Here is a 26,116-nt window from a genome sequence, read left to right on the forward strand (position 1 = left end):
TCACGAATGGATGCGCGAGGCGCTTTCGTTCGTGTAGCCCTCCGGTTCGAGCTGGAAGGTCGTGTGCGGGATCGAGACCGGGAAATGCTCGCGCAGGCAGTCCTGCATCCGGTGCAGCACCTCGCCGGCCTGCTCCATCGTCATGTCGCGGTCGACGACGACGTGCGCGGTGAGGATCGGCATGCCGGTCGCGACGACGCTCGCATGCAGGTCGTGCACGGCGATCACATGCGGCACCTGCTGCAGATGCTCGCGTACCTTGTCCAGGTCGAGCCCTTCGGGCGTCTCCTCGAGCAGCACGCGCATCGCGTCGCGCACGAGGATGAAGGCGCGCGGGATCATCAGCAGCGCGATGAACGCGCCGGCGATCGCGTCGAAGCCGTCCCAGCCGGTCGTCATCATGACGACGGCCGAGACGATGACGGCCACCGAGCCGAGCGCGTCGTTGCACACCTCGAGGAACGCGGCGCGCATGTTCATGTTGTCGCCCGACCGTGCGCGCAGCACGAGGATCGAGCCGACGTTCGCGGCCAGGCCGAGGATGCCGAAGAACAGCAGCAGCCGCACGTCGTGGATCGTGTCCGATTCAGCGCCGAACAGACGCATGCCGGCCTCGACGAGCGCATACAGGCCGACGAACAGCAGCAGCACGCCACCGCCGGCGGCCGTGATGACCTCGAGGCGCGCCCATCCCCATGTGCGCGCGTTGTTCGGCCGGCGGCGCATCAGATAGGCGGTGAGCGTCGACGCGGCGAGCACCGAGACGTCGGTCATCATATGGCCGGCGTCGACGAGCAGCGCGAGCGAGCCGGTGACGACGGCGCCGACGACCTCGGCCACGAAGATCGTGCCGGTCAGGATCAATGTCGTCGTCAGTCTGCCGGCATGGTCCATCCCCTTGCCCGCCATGTCCGTGTCCGTGTGTGTGTGCGTGCGCGCCATGTCATCTCCCTGTCGTCTTCCATCCTCGATGCCGATCCGGCGCGCCGGATCGGCCCTTGCCGTCCGGCGCCGCCGCTGTTGCACATCCTAGGACGCCGTCCCCGGCGTGGCAATAGCCGAGGATGCGGGCGGCGCGTTGGCGGAGCGGCCCTTCCGCCCCACAACGCCGAGGGTCGGCCTTCCGATCGATCGCTCGATCGGAAGGCCGACCCTCGAAAGCCGTCATTCGCGGATCCATACGGATCCGCCGTCATGGCCGGATCAGAAGCCGAACTGCGCGGCCGTCTCCTTGAGCGTCTCGGCGGAGCGCTTGAGCTCGGCGAGCTCATGCTCGGAGACCGGCGTGTTGATGCGCGAGTTCACGCCGTTGCGGTTGAGCAGCGTCGGCACCGACATGCACACGTCGGAGATGCCGTGGAAGTTGGTCAGCAGCGAGGACACCGGCAGGATGCGGTTCGAGTCCTTGAGGATCGCGTCGACGATGTCGACGCCGGACATCGCGATCGCGTAGTTCGTCGCGCCCTTGCCGTTGATGATCTTGTACGCGGCGTTCTTGACCTCCTGATGGATCTGCTCGCGCATCGCGGCGTCGAGCGGGGCGTGGCCCGGCAGCGGCTGCCAGTCGCACATCGGGACGCCACCGATCGTCGCCGAGGCCCACAGCGGGACCTCGGAGTCGCCGTGCTCGCCGGCGATATAGGCGTGGACGTTCTTGACGTTGACGCCGGTCTGCTGCGCGATCAGGAAGCGCAGACGCGCGGAATCGAGGTTCGTGCCCGAGCCGAAGATCTGGTTCGACGGCAGGCCCGAGAGCTTCATCGAGACATGGGTGACGACGTCGACCGGGTTCGTGATGAGCATGTAGATCGCATTCGGGGCGACCTTGACCATGTTCGGGATGATCGACTTCATGATGTTGATCGTCGCGCCAGCCAGGTCGAGGCGGGACTGGCCCGGCTTCTGGCGTGCGCCTGCGGTGATGACGACCATGTCCGCGTCGCGGCAGATCTCCGGATCGTCGGAGCCGTCGATCGAGACGGTCGGGAAGAAACTCGAGCCGTGCTGCATGTCGAGCACCTCGGCCTCGACGCGCTCCTTGGCGATGTCCTGCAGGACGATCTCGCGGGCGATGCCGCGCTCGGCGGCGGCGAAGGCGAGTGTGGAGCCGACGGCTCCTGCGCCGACGATCGCGAGCTTTGTGGGCTTAATGGGTGAATCCACCATGATAAAACCTCTCAATAATAATCACCGACGATCCGCTTGTGGCGGATGCGTACTTCATTCGCTGTTCACTGTATCAGACGGGTCCCGTGTTCACGGTTCGAAAAAAACGGTGCCGGGGCCGCTCCCCCGCTGCTTTCGTACCCCGATGCCGACAGCGCCGTCGGCGACCTTCGGGGCTTCCATCATGGCTATACGAGATCCCCGGCCGCGCAAACGTGTGCAGCCGGGGATCGTTGCGTGTCGTCGGCGGCCGCCGACGCGCGCCGTCAGTCCCCGTCGACGGCCTGGTCCATGACCTGCGCGGCGAGATGCTCGTCGACGTCCGCCTGCAGCATGACGCCGTCGTCGCGGTATTCGACCGATTCGACGTTGCCGTATTCGCGGATCCTCGACAACAGCGAACCGGCCGCGTACGGCAGCAGCGCCTCGACGTGCACGTTCGGCTTCGGCAGCATCCCCTCGACGTGCGCGCGCAGCGCGTCGACGCCGTCGCCGCTCGCCGACGAGACGAGGAACGCGTCCGGCGCGAGGCGGTGCAGCCGTTCGCGCGTCACGTCGTCGATGAGGTCGGTCTTGTTGAACACGGTGACGACCGGCAACCGCTCGACGCCGTCGATCGTACGCAGCACCTCGTTGACGGCGTCGATCTGCCCGAAGGGGTCGGGATGCGACGCGTCGACGACGTGGACGATGAGGTCGGCGTCGGCGATCTCCTCGAGCGTCGACTTGAAGGCTTCGACGAGCTGCGTCGGCAGCCGGCGCACGAAGCCGACCGTGTCGACGTATGCGTACAGGCGCCCGTCCTTCGCGCGCGCACGGCGCACGGCCGTGTCAAGCGTCGCGAACAATGCGTTCTCGACGAGCTCGTCGGAGCCGGTGAGCCTGTTCGTCAGCGACGACTTGCCGGCGTTCGTGTAGCCGACGACGGCGATCGTCGGCAGTCCGTACTTGCGCCTCGAGCCGCGCTTGACCTCGCGCGACGGCGCCATCTGCGCGATCTGGCGGCGCAGATGCGCGATGCGCGTGCGGATGACGCGGCGGTCGAGCTCGATCTTCGTCTCGCCCGGGCCGCGCGAGCCGATGCCGCCGTCGGCGCCGGCGGCGCGTCCGCCGGCCTGGCGCGACAGCGCCGCGCCCCAGCCGCGCAGTCGCGGCAGCATGTACTGCAGCTGCGCGAGCTCGACCTGCGCCTTGCCTTCGCGCGACGTCGCGTGCTGCGCGAAGATGTCGAGGATGACGGCCGTCCTGTCGACGACCTTGACCTTCGTCGCGTCCTCGAGCGCGCGACGCTGGCTCGGCGGCAGGTCGTCGTCGACGATGATCGTGTCGGCCTCGTTGACCGCGACGATGTCGGCGATCTGCTTGGCCTTGCCTGCGCCCACATAGGTGGCCGGGTCGGGACGCGAACGCTGCTGCAGCACGGCGTCGCACACGACGGCGCCGGCCGTCTGCGCGAGCGCGGCGAGCTCGCGCATCGATTCCTCGGCCTCGCGCTGCGTGCCGGTGCGCGCCGACCAGACGCCGACGAGCACGACGCGTTCGAGGCGCACCTTGCGGTATTCGACTTCGGTGACGTCCTCGAGCTCGCCGAGGCCGATGACGTGCTTGAGTTCGTTGCGCGATTCCCTTTCGCGCCAGATTTCGCTTTCGGCGCCGTCCGCATGCCCCTCCTCGAGCAGCACGTCGGACTGGTCAGCGAGCACGTCACGGCCCGCCTGCGGCCCGAAGGCCGCCTTGTCTTCGTCGTCGAAGGTGTTCAATGTGGTCAAATACTACCTCGTCCTTGCTTGGAAACTTACTGAGCCCTGATTATCATCGGATAAGCAGACATGCCAGTATACAGCAGAGCGAAGCGGAGCACCATGGCGCACATCGAATCCCCACAGGTGAACGAACAGTACTTCTCGGCCGCGCCGTCGTCGAAGGACGTGCGGCGCGAGATGCGGGTGACGCTGCGCGGCCATGACGTCCGCGTCGAGACGTCGAACGGCGTCTTCTCGGCGCACCGCGTCGACCTCGGCACGTCGGTGCTGCTGCGCCACGCGCCGCAGCCGCCCGCACACGGCGACTTCCTCGACATCGGCTGCGGATGGGGCGCGATCAGCCTCGCGCTCGCGCTCGAGTCCCCCGAGGCCGAGGTCTACGCAATCGACGTCAACGAACGCGCGATCGAACTGACCGAGCGCAACGCCGAGCTCAACGGCTGCACGAACATCCACGTCGGCGAGGCCGACGACGTGCCCGACGGGCTCGAGTTCGAGCTCATCTGGTCGAACCCGCCGATCCGCATCGGCAAGGAGGAGCTGCACACGCTGCTGATGACATGGCTGCCCCGGCTGGCCGCCGACGGCCACGCCTATCTCGTCGTGCAGAGGAACCTCGGCTCCGATTCGCTGATGCGCTGGCTCGCCGACGCGCTGTCCGACGCCTACACGGTCGGCAAGTACGCCAGCTCGAAGGGCTACCGCGTCATCGAGGTGCACCGCCTGCCCTGACGGCATTACGCGGCGCATGGACGGCAACGCGGACGGAGGCCGCACGCCGCAGGGGCATCGCGTGCGGATCGCCGCGGATGCCCTCCCCCGCCCATGCGGTCGCATCGGCGCCACGGCGATACGCCGACGGGAACACATCAGTAATTCAGCATTCAGTACCACGGAAAGCACAACGCACAGCATCATATGAAATTCTCATATCCAGAAGAACTGCCGGTCAGCGGCGCGCGTGACGCGATCGCCGAAGCCGTGCGCCACGCGCAGGTCGTCATCGTCTCCGGCCAGACCGGCTCGGGCAAGACGACGCAGCTGCCGAAGATCCTGCTCGAACTCGGCCGCGGCGCGCACGGCCGTCAGATCGTGCACACGCAGCCGCGTCGTCTCGCGGCGCGCACCGTCGCCGAACGCATCGCGAGCGAGCTTGGCGTGCATCTGGGCGACGAGGTCGGCTACCAGGTGCGCTTCACCGACGAGTCGTCGCCGAAGACGCGGCTGCGCGTCGTCACCGACGGCATCCTGCTCGCGCAGATCCAGCGCGACCCGAAGCTCACACGCTACGACACGATCGTCATCGACGAGGCGCACGAGCGCACGCTCAACATCGACTTCCTGCTCGGCTATCTGACGGCGCTGCTGCCCGAACGGCCCGACCTCAAGCTCATCATCACGTCGGCGACAATCGATTCGGTCAAGTTCCAGAAGCATTTCGAGGACGCGCTGAAGAAGCCGGTGCCGGTCATCGAGGTCTCCGGACGCACCTATCCGGTAACGATCTGCTACGAGCCGCTCGGCGGCGCGCCGGCGCTGATGAGCCATGTGCCCGGCTTCGCCGACGTCCATATGGACGCGGCCGGCGGCGAACGCGACGCCGACGCCGACGTGCCGACCGCCGTCGCGCGCGCCTGCGTCGAACTCGTGACGGTCTCGGCGCACGACCGCGGCCCGCGCGACATCCTCGTGTTCGCGGCCGGCGAGCGCGACATCCGCGACTATGAGCAGGCGATCCGCCATGCCTTCGGCCCGCGCTGCGCCGACATGCGCCGCCCGGACGCGATCGAGATCGTGCCGCTGTTCGCGCGCCTGAGCGCGAAGGACCAGCATCGCGTCTTCGAATCGCACAGCCACCAGCGCATCGTCATCGCGACGAACGTCGCCGAGACGTCGCTGACGGTGCCGGGCATCCGTTACGTCGTCGACCCCGGCCTCGCGCGCATCTCTCGCTATTCGAAGAGCGCGAAGGTGCAGCGTCTGCCGATCGAGCCGATCTCGCAGGCGAGCGCCGACCAGCGTTCGGGCCGATGCGGCCGCATCGCCGACGGCATCGCGATCCGCCTGTATTCCGCCGAGGACTACGAGAGCCGCCCGCGATTCACCGAACCGGAGATCCTGCGCACGTCGCTCGGCGCCGTCGTATTGCACATGCTGTCGGTCGGCGTCGCGCACACGGCGCGCGACATCACCGACTTCGGCTTCATCGACCCGCCGGACATGAAATCGGTCTCCGACGGCATCAACGAGCTGACCGAGCTGCAGGCGATCTCGCGCACGCGCGGCGACATCCGCCTGACGCACACCGGCCGCCAGCTCGCGCGCATCCCGATCGACGTGCGTCTGGGACGCATGCTCATCGAGGCGGCGCGTTCGACGACGCCGAACACGCTCGCCGCGCTCATCGTCGTCGTCGCGTTCCTGAGCCTGCAGGATCCGCGCGAACGTCCCGAGGAGGCGCGCGAGGAGGCCGACCGCATCCACAACCGCTACGCCGACCCGACGAGCGACTTCCTGACGGCGCTCAACATCTGGGATCGTGCGTTCGGCGCCGACGGCGAACGCAGCGGCAACGCGCTGCGCCGCCTGTGCAAGCACGAGTTCCTCCACTATCTGCGCATGCGCCAGTGGCGCGACCTCGTCACGCAGCTGCGCGAACTGTGCCGCGAGCTCAAGTTCAAGGTCGGCGAGCCGATCCCGGTCTCACGCCCCGACGAGGCGGTGCGCGCACTGCCAATCAACCAGCAGGCCGCGCATGCGCTGTGCTGCTCGTGGGACGGCCAGGGCATCCACCGCGCGATGCTCGCCGGCCTGCTGTCGATGATCGGCATGCAGGTCGTGCGCGAGCCGAAGGCCTCCGACTACGCGAACCTCAAGGGCGCCGCGCGCGCACGTGCGCTCAAACGTGCCCAGAAGATGGCGAAGAACGACTATCAGGGCGCGCGCGGCACGCATTTCGCGCTGTTTCCGGCCTCGGCCGTCGCCAAGTCGACGCCGCCGTGGGTCATGAGCACCGAACTCGTCGAGACGAGCCGGCTGTGGGCGCGCTACAGCGCGCAGATCGACCCGGCGTGGGCCGAGCCGCTCGCCAAGGGGCTGACGCGCACGACCTACGCGCAGCCGCATTGGTCGGCGTCGCGCGGCAGCGCCGTCGCCGAGGCGAAAGTGCTGCTCTACGGCCTGCCGATCGTGCAGGGCCGTCAGGTGCAGTGGGGGCGCATCAACCCGCTCGAGGCGCGCGACTTCCTGATCCGCCAGGGTCTCGTTGAAGGCGAGATCCAGCAGCGTTTCGCCTACGACGGATTCGTCGAGCGCAACCGGCAGATCGTCGCCGACGCGCAGGACGATGCGAGCCGCACGCGCCAGCTCGCGCAGAGCGTCAACGACGAGGACCTCTTCGACTTCTACAACGCGTCGATCCCGCAGGACGTGACGAGCGTCGCCGACCTGGGCAAATGGTGGAGGGCCGAACACGAGACCAATCCGCATCTGCTCGACTTCGACCCGTCGAAGGTCGAGCATCTGCTCGACGCCGAATCCTACGATCCGGGCGACTTCCCCGACCATTGGGTCACCGTCGGCTCCGACGGCCGCGCGATCGAGCTGCGACTGAGCTACGTCTACGACACGAACGACGAGGCCGACGGCGTCAGCGTCCACATCCCGATGACGGCGCTGTCGCGCGTCTCGCCCGAGGAGTTCAGCTGGAACGTGCCCGGTCTGCGCCGCGAACTCATCGTCGCGCTCATCAAGGCGCTGCCGAAGACGCTGCGCGTGCAGTTCGTGCCCGCGCCGGACACGGCCGCGAAGATCGACGACTGGATCGGCGCGCACTACCCCGAGCAGCCGGGCTCCGGCACATGCGAACGGCCGGCCGAGGCCCCCGACGGCCAGTGGCCCGACTTCCTCCATGTGTTCACGAAGGCGGCGATCGCCGTCGTCGGCGCGCAGATCCATCCCGAGGTCCTCGACGATCTCGCCGCAAAGCTGCCTCCGTATCTGCGCATGACCTTCGTCATCGAGCAGCCGATGCCGCGCCCGAAGCACGGACGGCGACGCGAGCGCGTCATGCCGAAGGTCGTCGCGAGCGGCAAGTCGCTCGCCGAGCTGCAGCGCCGCTTCGCCGCCGAGGCGCAGGTCTCGGCGCGGCAGGTCGTCAAGCGTCAGGCCCAGCAGGCCGCCGACGCCGGCGCGATCGTCAAGCAGGCGGACCTGCTGCGCAACGCCGGCGCCACGACGCGTTCGCGCGAGCAGATGCTGTGGGACGGCGCGCTCGACCGTCTGCGGCTGCCGGCAGAACGCATCTCGTCGCGCTGGCTCGGCGCCGAGGCGCTGCGCCTGGCGGCCGCGCCCTACGACGACACGAAGCAGCTCGTCGAGGACCTGCAGCGCGCCGCCGTCAAGCGGCTGCTGCCGGACATCGGCGAGCTCAAGGACGACGCGGCGCTTGCGCAGGCCGTCGCCGGCGTCGAACAGGTCTACGAGGACACCGTCTACGCCGTCGCGAAGGACGTCGTCGCGATCCTCGAACAGTACGCGAAGGTCGACAAGGCGGTGAGCGGGCCGGCGGACCTGCCGATGCTGTCGGTGCTCCAGTCGATCCGCGAGCACATCGCGACGCTCGTCAACCCCGGGTTCATCGGACGCACGCCGCCGCTCGCGCTGCCGAGGATCGGCGTCTATCTGCGCGCCGACCTGATGCGGCTCGACAAGGCGAAGGCCGACAAGAACCGCGACGTGCGCTGGGCGTGGCAGGCCGACGAGGCGAAACAGCTCGTCGACGACGCGACGGCCAAGGCGGACGCGATGCCCGCCGGCGCCGCGCGCGACGAGGCCCAGGCGAAGGCGACGCGCGCACGGTGGCTGCTCGAGGAATTCTGCGTCTCGCTGTGGGCGCAGGAGCTCGGCACGAACCAGCCGGTGAGCATGCAGCGCATCGCGAAGGCGCTGCGCTGAGCGGCGGCGGAAAGGAAGGACGATGGCAGCATCGAAGGGCACGCCGAAGCAGGGACCGCACAAGCCGCGGCGCACGAGGCCGTCGCAGCCGACGTCGGGATCGACGCGTCCGGCGGCGCAGCGCAGGACGAAGCCGGCGAAGCCGGGATCGGCGGCGGCGAAGGGCGGCGGCGCCGCGGCGAAATCGTCGTCGGCGAAGAAGACGTCGGCGGCGAAGCAATCGTCCGCGAAGTCCGCCGCGGCGAAGTCCACGTCGATTAGGCGGAAGCCGGCGAAGAAACCGTCGGCGAAGCGGACGCCGCGGGCCGGCACCTTCGCGGCGCGCATCGCCGACCGTCGTCAGCTGTCGCGCGCGCAGCGCTCCTTGGCGCGGCTCACCGCGCGCTGGAAGGGCGGATCGGTCGTCGAACGCGTGGCGATGGCGACGGTCGGCGTGCTCGCGGCCGCCGTCGCGATCGCGCTCGTCGTCGCCGTCGTCCATGTCGTCTCCGGACGCGTCGAGCTGTCCGAGGCGAAGGCGAGGCAGGTCGAGCTCACCGAGACCTACGACTTCGACCCCGGCGACATCATCTCGGACGAGCAGTTCTTCGACGGCGACGCGATGGACGAGGCGCAGGTGCAGGCCTTCCTCGACGAGCAGGGCGCCGCATGCACGAAGGACTCGTGCCTGCGCGCGCGGCGATTCAAGGTCGAGCGGCGCGCGGCGAACGACTATTGCCGCGAATATCCGGGCGCGAGGCACGGACAGTCGGCGGCCGCGATCATCACGGCGGCGTCGAAGGCCTGCGACGTCTCGCCGAAGGTGCTGCTCACAATGCTGCAGAAGGAGCAGCAGCTCGTCACCGAGACGAATCCGAAGGACTTCCAGTTCAGGTCGGCGATGGGACTGAGCTGCCCCGACGACGACCACTGCGACCCCGAATACGCCGGCTTCTTCAGGCAGGTCTTCGGCTCGGCGGAACGCTACCAGTACTACGTGCACCATGAGGACCGCTACGACTTCCACGCCGGGCGGCTCAACTTCGTCCGCTTCAGCCCGGACGTCTCGTGCGGCGGCGCGAACGTGTACATCGAGAACAAGGCGACGGCGCTGCTGTACATCTACACGCCCTACCAGCCGAACGACGCGGCGCTCGCCGCCGGCGCAGGCGAGGGCGACGCCTGCTCGACCTACGGCAACCGCAACTTCTCGATCATCTACTCGAACTGGTTCGGCGACCCAAGAAAGGCATAGTGAACGGCCGCCGGCGGCAGTATGTGGGTATATCCACGCACAGAAGACCACGGATGACGGCTCAAACGGCATTCCATTGGGTGAGCTTACGCACAGCATGCCGTAGCGGCATGCAAAAAGCGGCGGTCCGTGACCGGTCATAGAAGACCCGGCACGGACCGCCGCAATGCATCGGCGGCGGGCGTCGATCAGAGCTTCGCGAGGTACTTGCGCAGCTCGAACGGCGTCACCTGGCTGCGGTACTCCTCCCACTCCTTGCGCTTGTTGCGGATGAAGTACTCGAAGGCGTGTTCGCCGAGCACGTCGGCCACGAAATCGGACTTCTCCATGATGCGCAGCGCCTCATCGAGCGATTCGGGCAGCGGCTGGATGCCCATCGCCTGACGTTCGGCGTCGGTGAGCTCCCAGACGTCGTCGCTCGTCGGCTCGCCGAGTTGCATCTTCTTCTCGATGCCGTCGAGGCCGGCGGCGAGCAGCACCGAATACGCCAGATACGGGTTCGCGCCCGGGTCGAGCGCACGGAACTCGATGCGCGCCGAATTGCCCTTGCCCGGCTTGTACTGCGGGATGCGCAGTAGTGCGGAGCGGTTGTTGTGGCCCCAGCAGATGTAGCTCGGCGCCTCGTTGCCGCCCCACAGGCGCTTGTACGAGTTGACGAACTGGTCGGTGACCGCGCAGATCTCGGCCGCATGGTGCAGGATGCCGGCGGCGAACTGGCGCGCCGTCAGCGACATGTTGAACTCCTGGCCCGCCTCGTAGAATGCGTTCGTGTCGCCTTCGAACAGGCTCAGATGCGTGTGCATGCCCGAGCCCGGCGCGTCGGCGAGCGGCTTGGGCATGAAGCTCGCATGGATGCCGCGTTCAAGCGAGATCTCCTTGACGACGGTGCGGAACGTCATGATGTTGTCGGCGATCGTCAGCGCGTCCGCATAGCGCAGGTCGATCTCGTTCTGACCCGGACCTGCCTCATGGTGCGAGTACTCGACCGAGATGCCCATCTGCTCGAGCATGTTCACGGTCGCGCGGCGGAAGTCCATGCCGGGGCTGCGCGGCACATGGTCGAAGTAGCCGCCCTGATCGATCGGCACCGGTGTGAGCGACCAGTCGTCCTGCTTCTCGAACAGGTAGAACTCGATCTCCGGGTGCACATAGAACGTGAAGCCCTTCTCCTTCGCCTTCGACAGCGCACGCTTGAGCACATGCCGCGGATCGGCGAGCGACGGCTCGCCCTCCGGCGAGAGGATGTCGCAGAACATGCGCGCCGTGCCCTGCGGGCCGCCGCGCCACGGCAGGATCTGGAAGGTGCTCGGATCGGGCTTGACGATCATGTCGTCCTCGGAGACGCGCGTCATGCCCTCGATCGCCGAACCGTCGAACCCGATGCCCTCCTCGAACGCGGCCTCCAGCTCCGCAGGCGCGATCGCGACCGATTTGAGCGTTCCCAACACGTCCGTGAACCACAGGCGAATGAAACGTACATCGCGCTCTTCCACGGTCCTGAGCGCGAACTCTTGCTGTTTGTCCATGCCGTTCATCGTTCCATGCCGATGTTACGGCAGATGTTAACAATCATATGGCGGACGGACGCGCCGACGGGCGCGAGGCGGATGTGCGGCGCGGCCACCGTGGGCGCCTCACTCCCCCGCCACCGACGCGTCGCATGGTCGCCGCGCGCCCGGCGGCGCGCCTGCGCGCTATCGTTGCGGGTATGACGCATATGAACGGAAACATCGTCGTATCCAGCCCCGACGACCCGGTCGTCGACATCACCACATGGCGGCAGTCGCCGACGCCGCGCTCGCGTGCGCGCGCCGGCATCGAGGCGCGCCAGAAGGCGCCGCTCGACGCGCACGCCGTGTGGAAGGTCGTCAAGGGACGGCGCGACGTCATCGGTCTGCTCGAGGAGCAGTCGAAGACGCGTCTGCGCAGCCTCATCCCGCTGCGCTACCACCGGATGAGCGATTCGGCGTTCACGTTCTACCGCGGCACCGCGCTCATCATGGCGAACGACCTCGCGCGCACGCCGGTCACCGGCATCCCTGTGCAGGCCGTCGGCGACGCGCACATCGGCAACTTCGGCATCTTCTATTCGCCGACGATGCATCTCGTCTTCGACATCAACGACTTCGACGAGACGACGACCGGACCGTGGGAGTGGGACATCAAACGCCTCGCCGTCTCCATCGAGATCTGCGGACGCGCGAACGACATCTATTCGAAGGACCGCCACAAGGCGGTGCGCGACTGTGTGAAGACCTACCGCGACTACATCGACCAGTTCTCGAAGATGCGCTACCTCGACATGTGGTACGACCATCTCGACATCGAGAACACGCTCGACCAGTTCGAGTCGTCGGCGCACGGCAAACGCAACCGCACATTGCGCGCGGCCGTCATGAAGGCGAAGTCGAAGGATTCGGCGAGCGCGACGGCGAAACTCACCTATCTCGACGGCGACCGTCTGCGATTCCGTTCGATGCCGCCCGAGCTCGTGCCGATCAACGAACTCGAAGGCTACGACGACATCGACGCGCTGCAGCAGCGCCTCGACCAGCTGTTCGCGTCCTACCACGATTCGCTGTACGAGGACCGCCGCCATGTGCTCAGCCAGTACCACTACCAGGACACGGCGCGCAAGGTCGTCGGCGTCGGTTCGGTCGGCACGCGCGCGTGGGTGTCGGTGCTCACCGGCCGCGACATCGACGATCCGCTGATGCTGCAGATGAAGGAGGCCACCGATTCCGTACTCGAGCGTTTCGTCGGCCGCTCGCGCTACCCGTCGCACGGCGAGCGCGTCGTGCAGGGCCAGAAGCTGATCCAGACGACGGCCGACATCATGCTCGGCTGGACGAAGTTCGTCGCCAACGACGGCAACCCGCGCGACTACTATGTGCGCCAGCTGTGGAACGGCAAGGGTTCGATCGACATCAACCATCTGAACGCCGTGTCACTGAACGACCTCGGCCGCATGTGCGCGTGGTGCCTCGCGCACGCGCACGCGCGCAGCGGCGACAGCATCGCGATCGCGAACTATCTGGGCGGCACCGACGCCTTCGACGTCGCGATGACGAGCTTCGCCGACTCCTACGCCGACCAGAACGAGGAGGACTACCGCGTCTTCAAGCAGATGATCAAGGACGGCGAGCTGCCCTGCGCGAAGGACTGACGTCGTACATATATATAAGCGTCGGCGGCCGGCTGCGGAAACGATCCCCCGCAGCCGGCCGCCGACGCCTGCATATGGCTTCGCGTCACTCGCCGTTCGCGACGGCGAGCGCCTCCTGAAGCGTGAAAGCACCAGCGTAGAGCGACTTGCCGAGGATCGCCGAGTCGACGCCACAGTCGGCGAGCGCGGCGATCGCGCGCAGGTCGTCGAGCCTGGCGATGCCGCCCGAGGCGGTCACCTTCGCGTCGGTGCGTCCGCCGACCTCGCGCAGCAGGTCGATGTTCGGGCCGCTCATCATGCCGTCGCGTGTCACGTCGGTGACGACGTAGCGCGAGCAGCCGGCGTCGTCGAGGAACTTCATCGTCTCGAAGAGGTCGCCGCCCTCCTTGACCCAGCCGCGCGCGGCGAGCGTGTGGCCGCGCACGTCGAGGCCGACGGCGACGCGGTCGCCGAACTCGGCGATGACGCGTGCCGTCCAGTCGGGGTTCTCGAGCGCGGCCGTGCCGATGTTGACGCGCGCGCGCGCCGGCGTCGAGCGCGGCGCGCAGCGAGTCGTCGTCGCGCACGCCGCCGGACATCTCGATGTTGACGCGGTCGCCGAGCTCGTGGACGATCGCGCGCAGCTGCGCGCGGTTGTCGCCGGTGCCGAAGGCGGCGTCGAGGTCGACGAGATGGATCCACTGCGCGCCGGCGTCCACCCAGGTGCGGGCGGCCTCGAGCGGCGAGCCGTAGTCAGTCTCGGATCCGGATTCGCCCTGACGCAGGCGCACGGCCTTGCCGTCGCGCACGTCGACGGCGGGAAGAAGGGTCAATGGCATGGGTTTGCTTCCTTCGAATCGATTGGTCGGATGGTTGTCGGGGATGATGGTCGGCGCGGGGCCGTCAGGTCACAGCACGGCCGCCCAGTTGCGCAGCAGCTTGGCGCCGGCCTGCGCCGACTTCTCGGGATGGAACTGCGTGACGAACAGCGGGCCGTGCTCGTAGGCGGCGACGAAGCGGTCGCGGCCGTAGTCGCACCAGGCGACGCGTTCGGGGCTGTCGGCGAAGTCGATCATGTATTCGCTCGTGTCGACCGGACGCACCTCGTGCGCCGCGTAGGAGTGCACGTAGTAGAAACGTTCGTCCTCGATGCCGTCGAGCAGGATCGAGTCGACCGGCGCGTCGACGGTGTCCCAGCCCATATGCGGCACGACGTCGGCGTCGATCTTCGTGACGGAGCCGCCGATCAGGCCGAGGCCCTCGCTCTCCTCGCCGTGCTCGTCGCCCTCCTCGAACATGATCTGCTCGCCGACGCACACGCCGAGCACCGGGCGTTCGGCGCGCAGCCGGTCGTAGATGACACGGTCGCCGCTGACCTTGCGCAGTCCCTCCATGCATGCGCCGAACGCGCCGACACCGGGCACGACGAGGCCGTCCGCCTCGAGCGCCTGCCGGTAGTTCGAGGTCAGCGTCACGTCGAGCCCCTGGTCGGCGAGCGCACGCACCATCGAGCGCACGTTGCCGAATCCGTAATCGAAAACGACCACCGTCTTCATGTTGATTTGTCTGCCTTCCGCTGTTCGGATGTTCTTGTTCGTGGATGCCGCGCTCAGCGCCGTCCGCCGTCGCCGTCGCCGTCGTCGGACGGCATCGGATGGGCGCGCATGAAGGAGCGGATGCGCCGTTCGGCGTCCCGTTTCGTCGCGATAGACGCCGTGTCGACGGTCTCGCCGGCCTGCGCCTCGATGCCGGCGACGTCGACGAGGCCGATCATGTAGTCCTCGACGAAGGGCGCGAGCGTCGGGAACACGAAGGGCGGCGGGATCTGCTCGACCGCCTCGCCATCCGCGTAGACGGACGCCTCGATCTTGTCGGCGCGGTTGACGACGAGCAGCGCGTCCATGCCGGAGATGACGGTCGTCAGGTCGTGGGCGGCCGTCTCCGGCGCGTTGCCTTCAAGGTCACGCAGGATCGCGACGGCGCCGTAGCTGTCGTCGACGCACAGCGCATCGACGTCGGCGAGGCGGCAGATCGCGGCGAAGAGCTCGGCGCTCGCCAGATGCGAGCACAGCACCGCGCATTTCGCCTTGTTGCCGAGGATGCCCTGCAGCTCGTCCTCGAAGTCGGCGCCGAGAATGCCGTCGCCGGCGTCGCCGTCCGTGTGCGGCTGCGCGGCGCCGGCGTGCGTTTCGGCGTCGGCGAACTCCTTTTCGAATCCTTCGAGCGCGGCCTCGAGGTCGGCGTCGTCGAAGTGGGCGTCGTCGGGGTCGAAGCCGTCGCCGTCCTTGGCCTTGCCATCGTCCGCGGCCATCACAGCGCGCCCTTCGTGCTCGGGATGCCGTCGACGCGCGGGTCCGGCTCAATCGCGAAGCGCAGCGCGCGCGCGAAGGCCTTGAACTCGGCTTCGGCGATGTGGTGCGGGTCACGGCCGGCGATGAGCTGCAGATGCAGGCAGATGTCGGCGTGGAACGCGATCGACTCCATGACGTGGCGCACGAGCGAGCCGGTGAAGTGGCCGCCGATCATCGCGTACTGGAAGCCCTCCGGCTCGCCGGTGCACACGCAGTACGGGCGTCCGGAGACATCGACGACGGCCTTCGCGAGCGCCTCGTCGAGCGGCACCGTCGCGTCAGCGAAGCGGCGGATGCCGCGCTTGTCGCCGAGCGCCTGCTTGAGCGCCTCGCCGAAGACGATCGCCGTGTCCTCGACGGTGTGGTGCGCGTCGATGTCGGTGTCGCCGTGCGCGTCGATCCTCAGATCGATGAGCGAGTGCTTGCCGAGCGCCGTCATCATATGGTTGTAGAACGGCACCGACGTGTTGATCTCGGTCTTGCCGGTGCCGTCGAGGTCGAGGCTCAGTTCGACCCTCGATTCGCTCGTTTCACGCACGATCGTCGCGGTACGTGCCATCGTCGCGTTCCTCCTGCCTGTATTCTGTGCTGTTGATGTTGTCGATGCTGTCTGTCTGGCGGACGGTCACTGCCGTGCCGCCGCGCGCGTCTCGACGACGCGCATCGATTCGACGAGGGCCTTGCGGAAGACCTTCATCTCCTCGTCGGTGCCCATGCACACGCGCATCCAGCCTTCGGGGCCGACGACGCGGATGAGCACGCCGCGCTTGAGCATCTCGTCGAAGATCGCGCCGCGGTCGTCGAAATGGCCGCCGAACATCAGGAAGTTCGACTGCGACGGCGCCACCTCGACCGGCTTGCCGGCGTAGGTCTGCTCTTTGAGCCATGCGGCCGTCGCCTCGCGCGTGGCGCGCAGATGGCCGACCTGCGACAGCTGCTCGTCGGTGTGGTCGAAGCCCGCGAGGGCTGCGGCCTGTGTGACGGCGGACAGATGGTACGGCATGCGCACGATGCGCAGGCAGTCGATGATGCCCTTGTTCGCGGCGATGTAGCCGACGCGCGCGCCGGCGAAGGCGAAGGCCTTGCTCATCGTGCGGCTCACGGCGAGGTTCGCGTAGGTGCCGACGAGCGTCGTCGCCGACGGCATGCCCGGGTCGCGGAACTCGATGTAGGCCTCGTCGACGACGACGATCGGGTGCACGCCGTCGGCGGCACCGGCGACGCGCGCGTTCTGGCAGTGGTCGAGGATGCGCTCGAGGTCGGGCATCGGCAGCGGCGTGCCGGTCGGGTTGTTCGGGCTCGTCAGCACGACCATCGACGGTTCGAGCGCGTCGATCGCAGCGATCGTCGCGTCGACGTCGAGTGTGAAGTCGGCGCGGCGCGGCGCCGTGTTCCACGTCGTGAACGTGTCGCGCGCGTACTCCGGGTACATCGAATAGGTCGGGTCGCAGCCGAGCGCGTTGCGTCCCGGGCCGCCGAAGGCCTGGAACAGCTGCAGCATGATCTCGTTCGAGCCGTTCGCACCCCACACCTCGTCGGTCGTCAGCTCGGCCTGCGACTCCTTCGCCAGATAGTCGACGAAGGCCTGCCGCAGCTCCTTGTGCTCACGGTCGGGATAGCGGTTGAGGTCGGCGGCCGCCTCGCGCACGCGCTTCTCGATGCTGCGCACGACGGCGTGGCTCGGCGGATACGGGTTCTCGTTGACGTTGAGGCACACCGGCACGTCGAGCTGCGGGGCGCCGTAGGGTTCCTCGCCGATCAGGTCGTTGCGCAGCGGCAGGCTCGCAGGGATCGTCCCCTCGCTCATCGAAGGCCCGCCTCCTTCTCCTGGTCCTTGAGCGTCGTCTTGTCATACGGATCGGCGACGAAACGGCTCAGCACGCTTTCGCCGTGCGCCGGCAGGTCCTCGGAGACGGCGAAGGCGTTGACGCGCGAGGCGAGCTCCTTGAGGCCCTGCTCGTCGTATTCGATGACCTCGACCGGCTTCATGAAGGTGTGCACGCCGAGGCCGGCGGCGAAGCGCGCCGTGCCGGAGGTCGGCAGCACATGGTTCGAACCGGACATGTAGTCGCCGAGCGGCACCGGCGAATATGGGCCGCGGAAGATCGCGCCGGCGTTGCGGATCCTCGCGATGACGGCGTCCGGGTCGGCGGTCTGCACTTCGAGGTGTTCGGCGGCGTAGGCGTTCGCGGCGTCGATCGACTGGTCGAGCGAATCGGTCAGGATGATGCCGGACTGGCGGCCGGAAAGCGACGTGGCGACGCGTTCGGCGTGCTCGGTGCGCGGCACGCGCCTGAGCAGCGAGGCCTGCACGGCGTCGGCGAGCTCGGGGCTGTCGGTGATGAGCACGGAGCCGGCGAGCTCGTCGTGCTCAGCCTGGCCGATGAGGTCGGCGGCGACCCATTCGGGGTTCGCGTCCTTGTCGGCGATGATCGCGATCTCGGTCGGGCCGGCGACGGCGTCGATGCCGACGATGCCGGAGACGAGACGCTTGGCCGTGGCGACGAAGATGTTGCCCGGGCCGGTGATCTTGTCGACCGGCTCGCACAGCACCGGATTCGTCGGGTCGTCGACGTCGGTCGCGCCGTACGCGAACATCGCGATCGCCTGGGCGCCGCCGACCGCGTAGACCTCGTCGACGCCGAGCATCGCGCAGGTCGCGAGGATCGTCTTGTTCGGCCAACCGTCCGGATCGTTGCGGTTCGGCGGCGTCGCGATCGCGAGCGATTCGACGCCGGCGGCCTGCGCCGGGACGGCGTTCATGATGACCGAGCTCGGGTAGACGGCCTTGCCGCCGGGCACGTACAGGCCGACGCGCTGCACCGGGATCCAGCGTTCGGCGACGCGGGCGCCGTCGGCGAGGTCGGTGTGGAAGTCCTCGGGGACCTGGTTCTTCGCGACGGCGCGGGCACGACGGATCGACTCCTCGATCGCGGCGCGCACTTCGGGGTCGAGCTCGGCGACGGCGGCATCCATGACGTCGGTCGGCACGCGCAGCGACTTCGGTACGACGTGGTCGAACTTCTCGGCGTATTCGCGCAGCGCCTTCGCCCCGTGCGCCTTGACGTTGTCGAGGATCGGCTGGACGAGCTCGGTGGCCTCGTCGGTGCCCATCTCGGCACGCGGCATCGCCTCGAGCATCTGGGCACGGTTGAGTTCTTTTCCGCGCAGATCAATGATGCGCATGTAGTTTTCTTCGCTCATAAGCCACTATCGTAACAACGGCCTGTCACGAGCATGATTCGCGCGCCGCCATGTCTCACGATGTGACTACCGTTCCCGCCGCCGCCCGCGGAAGGCGGCGGCACGCGGCGCTCACGCGGACATCAGCGCCGCCGGGCCGAAGATGATCTTGACGTCGGCGAACAGGCTCGTGTCGCGCGTGACGCGGAAGCGGTCGCCCATCGTCAGCACCTGCGCGTCGCCGCGGTCGTCGAAAACGACGAGCTTGACCTCGCAGTAGCCGGGATGGTTCGACAGCACGGCGCCGAGCTGCTCGAGGCGGTCGCGCTGCAGCGCGCCGGCCGGCAGCGCGATGAGCACCGGACGCGAGTCCTCCGCCTCGAGCGACGGCACCTGCATCTCGGTGGCGCGCAATGTGACGGTCTCGTCGCGCACCTCGACCATGCCGCGCATCTGCACAACGGTGTCGACGGCGAGTTCGGCGGCCGCCGATTCGTAGACCTTGCCGAAGAGCATGCACTGGATCGAGCTCTCCATGTCCTCGATCGTCACGATCGCCCACGGGTTGCCCTTCTTCGACATGCGCCGGTCGACGTTCGTGATCAGGCCCGCGACAGTGACCTGCGTGCGTTCGGGCATCGTCGGCGCGCGGTCGATCAGATGCGCGATCGACATCTCGCGCAGCGCCGTCAGGATGCTCTGCATGCCCGAGAGCGGGTGGTCGGAGACGTACAGGCCGAGCATGTCGCGCTCGTACTGCAGCTTCGTCTTCTTGTCCCATTCCTCGATGTCGGGGACCGTGACGGTCGCGTCGCCGAGCAGCGACGGATCGTCGTCCTCGCCGCCGTCGAGGTCTGCGAACAGGTCGAACTGGCCGTTCGCCTGCCGGCGCTTGAGGTCGATGACCGAGTCGATCGCGGCCTCGTGGATCGTGCACAGCGCGCGGCGGTTCGGGTTGACCGAGTCGAAGGCGCCGCCCTTGATCAACGATTCGACGAGGCGCTTGTTGAGCGCGGCGAGCGGCGCACGGCGGATATAGTCCATGAAGTCGACGTACTTGCCGCGCGGGCCGTTGCGTTCGGCGATGATCTCCTTGACGGCCGTTTCGCCGACGTTCCTGATCGCGCCGAGGCCGAAGCGCACGACGTCGCCGACGGCCGAGTATTCGAACACCGATTCGTTGATGTCCGGCAGCAGCACCTTGATGCCCATGCGCCGCGCCTCGCCGAGGTACAGCGCCGTCTTGTCCTTGTTGCTCACGGCGCCCTGCAGCAGCGCGGCCATGAACTCGACCGGGTAGTGCGTCTTCAAGTACGCGGTCCAGTACGAGATCAGGCCGTAGGCGGCCGAATGCGCCTTGTTGAACGCGTAGCCCGAGAACGGCACGAGCACGTCCCAGACGGCCTGCGCGGCCTCCTCGGAATAGCCGTGCTCCTTCATGCCCTCGAAGAACGGCACTTTCTCCTTGGCCAGCACCTCGGGCTTCTTCTTGCCCATCGCGCGTCGCAGCACGTCCGCCTTACCGAGCGAGTAGCCGGCCAGGATGCGCGCCGCCGACTGCACCTGCTCCTGGTAGACGATCAGGCCGTAGGTCTCGTCGAGCACCTCCTTGAGCGGCTCGGCGAGCTCCGGATGGATCGGCTCGATCTTCTGCTGCCCGTTCTTGCGCTTGGCGTAGTTCGTGTGCGAGTTCATATCCATCGGACCCGGGCGGTACAGCGCGATCAGTGCCGAGATGTCGTTGAAGTTGTCCGGCTTGAGCTGCTTGAGCAGTGCGCGCATGCCGTCCGAATCGAGCTGGAAGACGCCGAGCGTGTCGCCGCGCGACAGCAGCTCGTAGGTCTCCTTGTCGTCGAGCGGGATCTTCGTGTAGTCGATCGGCTCCTTGCCGTTGGCCGCGATGTTCTTCAGCGTGTCGCTGATCACCGTGAGGTTGGACAGGCCGAGGAAGTCCATCTTCACGAGGCCCAGCGTCTCGCAGGTGTGGTACTCGAAGGTCGTCGTGATCGTGCCGTCGGTGCGTTCCAGCAGCGGCGACGTGTCGGTGATCGGCGCCGAGCCCATGATCGTCGCGCACGCGTGCACGCCCGTCTGGCGGATCAGGCCCTCGAGGCCCATCGCCTTCTTGGTGATCGCCTTGGCGTCCGGATCGGATTCGCACAGCTCGCGGTATTCGCGCGCCTCGGCGTAGCGCTTCGACTTCGGGTCGAAGATGTCGTGCACCGAGATGTCCTTGCCGCCGGTGGCAGCCGGCGGCAGCGCCTTCGTGACCTTCTCGCCCATCGCGAACTCGTAGCCCATGATGCGCGCCGAGTCCTTGATCGCCTGCTTCGTCTTGATCGTGCCGTAGATCACGCACTGCGCGACCTTGTCGTGCCCGTATTTCTCGCCGCAGTACTCGATCACCTTCAGACGGCCCTCCGGGTCGAAGTCGACGTCGATATCCGGCAGGCTCACGCGTTCGGGGTTGAGGAACCGTTCGAAGATCAGGCCGTGCTCGAGCGGGTCGAGCTCGGTGATGCCCATCGCGTAGGCGACCATCGAGCCTGCGGCCGAACCACGACCCGGACCGACCATGATGTCATGGTCCTTCGCCCACTGGATGTAGTCGGCCACGACGAGGAAGTAGCCCGGGAACTGCATCTGGCAGATCACGCCGCATTCGTAGTCGGCCTGCGCGAGCACGCGCGCCGGCACATTGCCGTCGTAGCGCCGCTCGAGGCCCTCCTCGACCTTCTTGAGGAACAGCGAGGTCTCGTCCCAGCCCTCCGGGCACGGGAACTTCGGCATGAACGCGCCGTCCTCGTGGTCGTCGAACATCACGTTGCAGCGTTCGGCCACCTCGAGCGTGTTGTCGCAGGCCTGCGGCAGGTCATGGAACAATGCGCGCATCTGCTCGGCCGTGCGCAGGTAGTAGCCTTCGCCGTCGAACTTGAAGCGGTCGGGGTCGTCGAGCCGCGAGCCGGAGTTGATGCACAGCATCGCGTCCTGCGTGGCCGCGTCCTTCTCGAGCACGTAGTGCGAGTCGTTCGTCGCGAGCAGCGGCGCGTCGAGCCGGCGCGCGATCTCGAGCAGGTCCTCAGTGACCTTGTGCTCGATCTCGATGTTGTGGTCCATCAGCTCGATGAAGAAGTTGTCCCTGCCGTAGATGTCCTGCAGCTCGCCGGCGGCGCGCAGCGCCTCGTCGAACTGTCCGAGGCGCAGACGCGTCTGGATGATGCCCGACGGGCAGCCGGAGCCGCAGATGACGCCCTTACTGTAGGTGGCCAGCACGTCCTTGTCCATGCGCGGGTAGCGCATGACGCGGCCCTCGAGGTTGGCGACCGACGACGCCTTCGTCAGGTTGACGAGGCCCTCGTCGTTCTCGGCCCACAGCGTCAGGTGGGTGATCAGGCCGCCGCCGGAGACATCGTCGCGCTTCTGGTCCTCGGTGCCCCAATGCACGCGGGTCTTGTCGCCGCGAGCCGTTTCCGGCGTCACATACGCCTCGATGCCGATGATCGGCTTGACGCCCTGGCCGATCGCCGTGCTCCACATCTCATAGGCGCCGTGCATGTTGCCGTGGTCGGTGATGCCGACGGCCGGCATCCCCAACTCCTTGGCGCGCGCGACGAGATCGGGGATCTTCGAGGCGCCGTCGAGCAGCGAATAATGCGTGTGGTTGTGCAGATGGACGAAGTTCGCGGATTGAGCCATATCCACCAATCTAGCGAACTTCGGTGACGCGTCTCAAGGGTCTGTGAGGCAATTCACCGTCCCTGCACGCGACACTCCGCGACACTCCGGAACGCCCCCGTGCAGGGCCTCTCGCTCAGTCTCCCTCGGCCTCGGCATGGCGTGCGCGCAGCACGTCGAGCGCATGCTCGAGATCGGCCGGATAGTGCGAGGTGACGACGGTGTTCAGATGCGTGCGCGGGTGGCGGAACTCGAGCTGCATCGCGTGCAGCCACTGGCGTTCGAGCCCGAGCTCGGCCGAGAGCTTCGGGTTCGCCCCGTACATCGCGTCGCCGACGAGCGGATGGCCGATCGACGAGAAGTGCACGCGGATCTGGTGGGTGCGCCCGGTCTCGAGGTTGATCTTCGCGAGCGTCGCCTCGCCGAAGCGTTCGAGCACGTCCCAGTGCGTGACCGCGTCCTTGCCGCCCGGCGTCACGCAGAAGCGGAAGTCGGAGACCTTCGCACGCCCGATCGGCGCCTCGATCGTGGCCTTGTCCTCCTTGAGGTTGCCCTGGGCGACTGCATGGTAGGTCTTGATGACCTCGTGCTCGGAGAACTGCCGGCGCATCTCCTTGTACGCGAGGTCGGACTTGCACACGAGCATGAGCCCCGACGTGCCGACGTCGAGTCGCGAGACGATGCCCTGGCGTCCCGGCACGCCGAGCGCCGTGATCCGCACGCCGCGCTTGAGCAGCGAGCCGAGCACGGTCGGCCCGGCCCAGCCGACCGATGCGTGCGCCGCGACGCCGACCGGCTTGTCCACGACGACGATGTCCTCGTCCTCGTAGACGATCGGCATGCCCTCGGCGATCGGTTCGGGCGCGCGCTGCTCGTCGACGAGGTCGAATTCGACGAGATCGCCGTCCTGCAACGTCGCCGACTTGCTGCCGTGCTCCCCCTGGCGCCCTGCGATGCGCGCCTGGTCGGTCTCGATCAGATCGGCCGCCTTCGCGCGCGAGATGCCGAGCATCTTCGCGACGGCGACGTCGAAGCGCCGGCCGATCAGCGTGTCCGGCGCCGGCACGACCTTCAGCATGTCCCTGCGTCCTTTCCCTTTCCCTGCGAGGCCACGTCGTCCTTGCCGTCGCCGATCTTGCCGCCGTCCATGCGGAACGGCACGTTGCACAGGATCAGCACGACGATGCCGAAGCCGGCGACCATCAGGAAGACGTCCGCGACGTTGCCGACCGACCATCCGTAGTCGAGGAAATCGACGACGCGGCCGTTGAGGAAGCCGTCGGCGTGGACGACGCGGTCGATGAGGTTGCCGAACGCGCCGGCGAAGGCCAGCGCAAGGAACACCGTCCACGCCATCGACCGCGTGCGCAGCCCGAGCACGAGCAGTACGGCGCAGGCGACGACGGCCAGCAGCGCGATGAGCCACGTCATGTTCGACCCCATGCCGAGCGAGGCGCCGGGGTTGTGCACGAGCGTGAACCTGAGCAAACCGGGGATGACGACGACGGATTCGCCGTCGGCGAGCCGCGCCTGCGCGATCCACTTCGTCAGCTGGTCGACGACGATGGCGATGATGGCGATACACGCAAAGACGGCCACGCGGATACGCGGCCGTCTTTGCTCGCTGTTCGACTGATGGGTCACTGCGTCCCTCAGTTGTTCTTGTCCATGCTGTTGTAGTTGTTCGTGTCCGAAACCTGCGCCTGCAGCTGGGTGAGGAACTCGGTCAGGCGTGCGCGGTACTCGGTCTCGAACTGCTTGAGGCCCTGGATGTTGCCTTCGATGACCTTCGACTGCGTCTCGAGGTTCGTGCGCACCTGCGTCGCGTAGTCGTCGGCCGCCGTGCGGGTCTTCTCGTCGTAGGCCTGGGCACGCTGCTGCACTTCCTTCTCGTACTCGTCGAGTTCGGCGTGGCGGTCGACGACGTACTGGTCGGCCTCGCTCTTCTTCTGCTGGGCGTAGGTGTTGCCTTCGTCCTGCTTCTTCTGGGCGTATTCGTCGGCCTCGTTCGCCTTCGCGTCGGCGTAGGTGTTCGCCTCGTTCGTCTTCGTTTCCGCGTAGTTGTTGGCCTCCGCGGTCTTGTCGGCGACGTACTGGTCGGCTTCGGTGTGCTTGTTCTGCATGTAGGTGTCGGCGTCCTGACGCGTCTTCGCGCTGTACTCGTCGGCCTCGGTGCGCGTCTTCGTCGAGTAGGCCTCGGCCTGCTCGTGCACGCTCTGGCCGTAGGCGTCGGCGTCGTCGCGCGTGCGCTTGCTGTAGGCGTCCGCCTCATCGTGGACGCGCTTGTTGTAGTCGTCGGCCTCGGTGCGCGTGCGGTTCGAATAGTCGTTGGCCTTGCCGATGAGCTCCTCGTACTTGCGCTGGCTCTGCTCGGTGATTTCCTTCGCCGTGGCCTTGCCCTTGTCGACGTACTGGTCGTGCAGCTGCATCGCGAGCGTGAGCATCGCTGTCGCGCGCTCCGGCTCGCTGTTGGCGGCCGCCGCGGCGCTCTTGATCTTCTGCAGGCTGCCGGTCTCGGTGTTCGGCTCGACCTTGGCGACCTGGTCGCGCAGCTGCTCCTCGCGCTGCTTCGACTCCTCGAGCTGCTTGCTGAGCTCGGCGATCTGCGCGTCCTGCTGCTGCGCGCGGATCGTCTGCTGATGCGCGGTGGACAGCTCGCGACGCAGGTTCTCGCTGTCGGCGCGGAACTGGTCGCGCTGCTTGGTGACCTCGGCGAGCTGCGCCGCCAGATCCGGCTGCTCGGAGTTCTGCGCGGCCTGCGCGGTGAGCTGGTCGATCTGTGCGCTCAGACGCTCGACCTGGGCCTTGAGCTGCTCGTTCTGCGAGGCGAGCGTGCGGTTCGTGTCCTCGGCCTCGGCGAGCTTGCCCTGCGCGGCCTGCACGGCCTGATTGGCCTGCGCGATCTGCGCCTGCGCCTGCTCGCCGGCGCCCTGGGCGGCCGCGGCGCGCAGCGACTGGTTCTCGTTCTGCAGCTGCTGGACCTGGTTCGTCAGATCGGAGATCTTCGTGTTGAGTTCGGAAACGTCCGGGCCGAGCGCTTGGGTCGACTGGCTGCCGGCGACGGCCTGCTTGCCCAAAGCTTCGACGGTCTCGGTGACCTGATCGAGGAAGTCGTCGACCTCGTCAACGTCATACCCTTCTTTGAAGCGCACCGTCTGGAAGGTGTGCTCCCTAATATCCTTAGGCGTCAAAAGAGCCATATATCTTGCACCTCGCTTTGGGTTACCACCCGGCTTAGTTGGACTTATTTGTTGATGCTAGCACGGGTTGCGTGCAAACAATCACGTTTCTGCGTATTTCCCGCTGTTCGGACGCCGCCGTCCACGCCCTTCTCAGATGAGCACGCGCAGCACGATGAGCGCGAAATACAGCACGAGGAAGCTCGTGTCGAAGGAGACCGGACCCATCGGGATCGGCCTGATGTAGCGGCGCAGCCACCGCAGCGGCGGCTCGGTGAGCGCGTAGACGATCGTCACGAGCGTCGACGCGAAGCCGCGCGGCCGCCATCCGCGCGCCAATACGAAGACCCAGTCAAGGATCATGCGCGCGAACAATACGAGCATATAGGCGTCGATGAGCCAATCGACGAGCCTGAACACCATCGTCATCAACGTCGAAAGCATGCCTCTCCCCTATCTTCCTC

18 protein-coding genes and 1 pseudogene are annotated in these 26,116 nt (G+C 67.3%); 4 read left to right on the forward strand and 15 right to left on the reverse strand.

Annotation, left to right across the window (positions count from 1 at the left end):
* The 3 genes from BCHO_RS02860 to hflX form a co-directional block, all read right to left on the reverse strand.
* Positions 1 to 942 carry a cation diffusion facilitator family transporter gene (locus BCHO_RS02860; RefSeq protein WP_024540643.1) on the reverse strand — a complete coding sequence of 314 codons (942 nt, stop codon included), beginning with the start codon at positions 940 to 942 and terminating at the stop codon, positions 1 to 3.
* 261 nt (positions 943 to 1,203) lie between these two features.
* Positions 1,204 to 2,166 carry an L-lactate dehydrogenase gene (locus BCHO_RS02865; RefSeq protein ID WP_024540644.1) on the reverse strand — a complete coding sequence of 321 codons (963 nt, stop codon included), beginning with the start codon at positions 2,164 to 2,166 and terminating at the stop codon, positions 1,204 to 1,206.
* 266 nt (positions 2,167 to 2,432) lie between these two features.
* Entirely contained in the window at positions 2,433 to 3,926 is a 1,494-nt protein-coding gene (gene hflX, locus BCHO_RS02870; RefSeq protein WP_024540645.1) for a GTPase HflX, read from the reverse strand.
* A 102-nt stretch (positions 3,927 to 4,028) separates the two neighbouring features.
* Between hflX and BCHO_RS02875 the strand changes: the two genes are divergently transcribed.
* The 3 genes from BCHO_RS02875 (at position 4,029) to BCHO_RS02885 (ending at position 10,119) form a co-directional block, all read left to right on the forward strand.
* On the forward strand, positions 4,029 to 4,661 hold the full coding sequence (locus tag BCHO_RS02875; protein ID WP_029675373.1) for a class I SAM-dependent methyltransferase: 633 nt from the start codon (positions 4,029 to 4,031) through the stop codon (positions 4,659 to 4,661).
* Positions 4,662 to 4,847: 186 nt separating this feature from the next.
* Positions 4,848 to 8,885, forward strand: coding sequence for an ATP-dependent RNA helicase HrpA (hrpA, locus tag BCHO_RS02880; protein WP_024540647.1), 4,038 nt, complete (start codon positions 4,848 to 4,850; stop codon positions 8,883 to 8,885).
* Between the two features lie 418 nt (positions 8,886 to 9,303).
* Positions 9,304 to 10,119 (forward strand): hypothetical protein, encoded by an 816-nt coding sequence (locus tag BCHO_RS02885; RefSeq protein WP_024540648.1) that lies wholly within the window; start codon positions 9,304 to 9,306, stop codon positions 10,117 to 10,119.
* A gap of 188 nt (positions 10,120 to 10,307) precedes the next feature.
* Here BCHO_RS02885 and glnA read toward each other — a convergent pair whose 3' ends face one another.
* Complete coding sequence (gene glnA, locus BCHO_RS02890) at positions 10,308 to 11,645, reverse strand: type I glutamate--ammonia ligase (protein WP_024540649.1); 1,338 nt, start codon at positions 11,643 to 11,645, stop codon at positions 10,308 to 10,310.
* A 182-nt stretch (positions 11,646 to 11,827) separates the two neighbouring features.
* Between glnA and BCHO_RS02895 the strand changes: the two genes are divergently transcribed.
* The gene (locus BCHO_RS02895; protein ID WP_420306366.1) at positions 11,828 to 13,285 is read left to right on the forward strand and encodes a DUF2252 domain-containing protein; all 1,458 of its coding nucleotides are present in this window, start codon (positions 11,828 to 11,830) and stop codon (positions 13,283 to 13,285) included.
* Positions 13,286 to 13,370: 85 nt separating this feature from the next.
* Here the strand turns inward: BCHO_RS02895 and priA are convergent.
* The 11 genes and pseudogenes from priA to BCHO_RS02950 form a co-directional block, all read right to left on the reverse strand.
* Positions 13,371 to 14,103 (reverse strand): annotated as a pseudogene (priA, locus tag BCHO_RS02900) (bifunctional 1-(5-phosphoribosyl)-5-((5-phosphoribosylamino)methylideneamino)imidazole-4-carboxamide isomerase/phosphoribosylanthranilate isomerase PriA).
* Between the two features lie 69 nt (positions 14,104 to 14,172).
* Positions 14,173 to 14,820: an imidazole glycerol phosphate synthase subunit HisH gene (gene hisH / locus BCHO_RS02905; RefSeq protein WP_024540652.1), complete on the reverse strand. Its 648-nt coding sequence runs from the start codon at positions 14,818 to 14,820 to the stop codon at positions 14,173 to 14,175.
* 53 nt (positions 14,821 to 14,873) lie between these two features.
* Entirely contained in the window at positions 14,874 to 15,575 is a 702-nt protein-coding gene (locus tag BCHO_RS02910; protein WP_024540653.1) for a hypothetical protein, read from the reverse strand.
* Complete coding sequence (hisB, locus tag BCHO_RS02915) at positions 15,575 to 16,174, reverse strand: imidazoleglycerol-phosphate dehydratase HisB (protein ID WP_024540654.1); 600 nt, start codon at positions 16,172 to 16,174, stop codon at positions 15,575 to 15,577. The genes BCHO_RS02910 and hisB overlap by 1 nt, the downstream gene beginning before the upstream one ends.
* Positions 16,175 to 16,240: 66 nt before the next feature.
* A complete protein-coding gene (locus BCHO_RS02920; protein WP_024540655.1) occupies positions 16,241 to 17,422 on the reverse strand; it encodes a histidinol-phosphate transaminase in 1,182 nt (393 codons plus the stop codon).
* Positions 17,419 to 18,819 (reverse strand): histidinol dehydrogenase, encoded by a 1,401-nt coding sequence (hisD, locus tag BCHO_RS02925; RefSeq protein ID WP_033491412.1) that lies wholly within the window; start codon positions 18,817 to 18,819, stop codon positions 17,419 to 17,421. Before hisD ends, BCHO_RS02920 begins: the two co-directional genes overlap by 4 nt.
* A 111-nt stretch (positions 18,820 to 18,930) precedes the next feature.
* Entirely contained in the window at positions 18,931 to 22,494 is a 3,564-nt protein-coding gene (gene dnaE / locus BCHO_RS02930) for a DNA polymerase III subunit alpha (RefSeq protein WP_024540657.1), read from the reverse strand.
* 115 nt (positions 22,495 to 22,609) lie between these two features.
* The gene (locus BCHO_RS02935) at positions 22,610 to 23,551 is read right to left on the reverse strand and encodes an RluA family pseudouridine synthase (RefSeq protein WP_024540658.1); all 942 of its coding nucleotides are present in this window, start codon (positions 23,549 to 23,551) and stop codon (positions 22,610 to 22,612) included.
* Positions 23,545 to 24,072 carry a signal peptidase II gene (locus BCHO_RS02940; RefSeq protein WP_024540659.1) on the reverse strand — a complete coding sequence of 176 codons (528 nt, stop codon included), beginning with the start codon at positions 24,070 to 24,072 and terminating at the stop codon, positions 23,545 to 23,547. The genes BCHO_RS02935 and BCHO_RS02940 overlap by 7 nt, the downstream gene beginning before the upstream one ends.
* A gap of 53 nt (positions 24,073 to 24,125) precedes the next feature.
* Positions 24,126 to 25,673, reverse strand: coding sequence for a DivIVA domain-containing protein (locus BCHO_RS02945; RefSeq protein WP_024540660.1), 1,548 nt, complete (start codon positions 25,671 to 25,673; stop codon positions 24,126 to 24,128).
* Between the two features lie 132 nt (positions 25,674 to 25,805).
* Positions 25,806 to 26,096 (reverse strand): YggT family protein, encoded by a 291-nt coding sequence (locus BCHO_RS02950; protein WP_024540661.1) that lies wholly within the window; start codon positions 26,094 to 26,096, stop codon positions 25,806 to 25,808.
* Between the last annotated feature and the right edge of the window lie 20 nt (positions 26,097 to 26,116).

Origin of the sequence: Bifidobacterium choerinum (genome assembly GCF_000741135.1) — a bacterium.
In the GTDB taxonomy this organism is placed as follows: domain Bacteria; phylum Actinomycetota; class Actinomycetes; order Actinomycetales; family Bifidobacteriaceae; genus Bifidobacterium; species Bifidobacterium choerinum.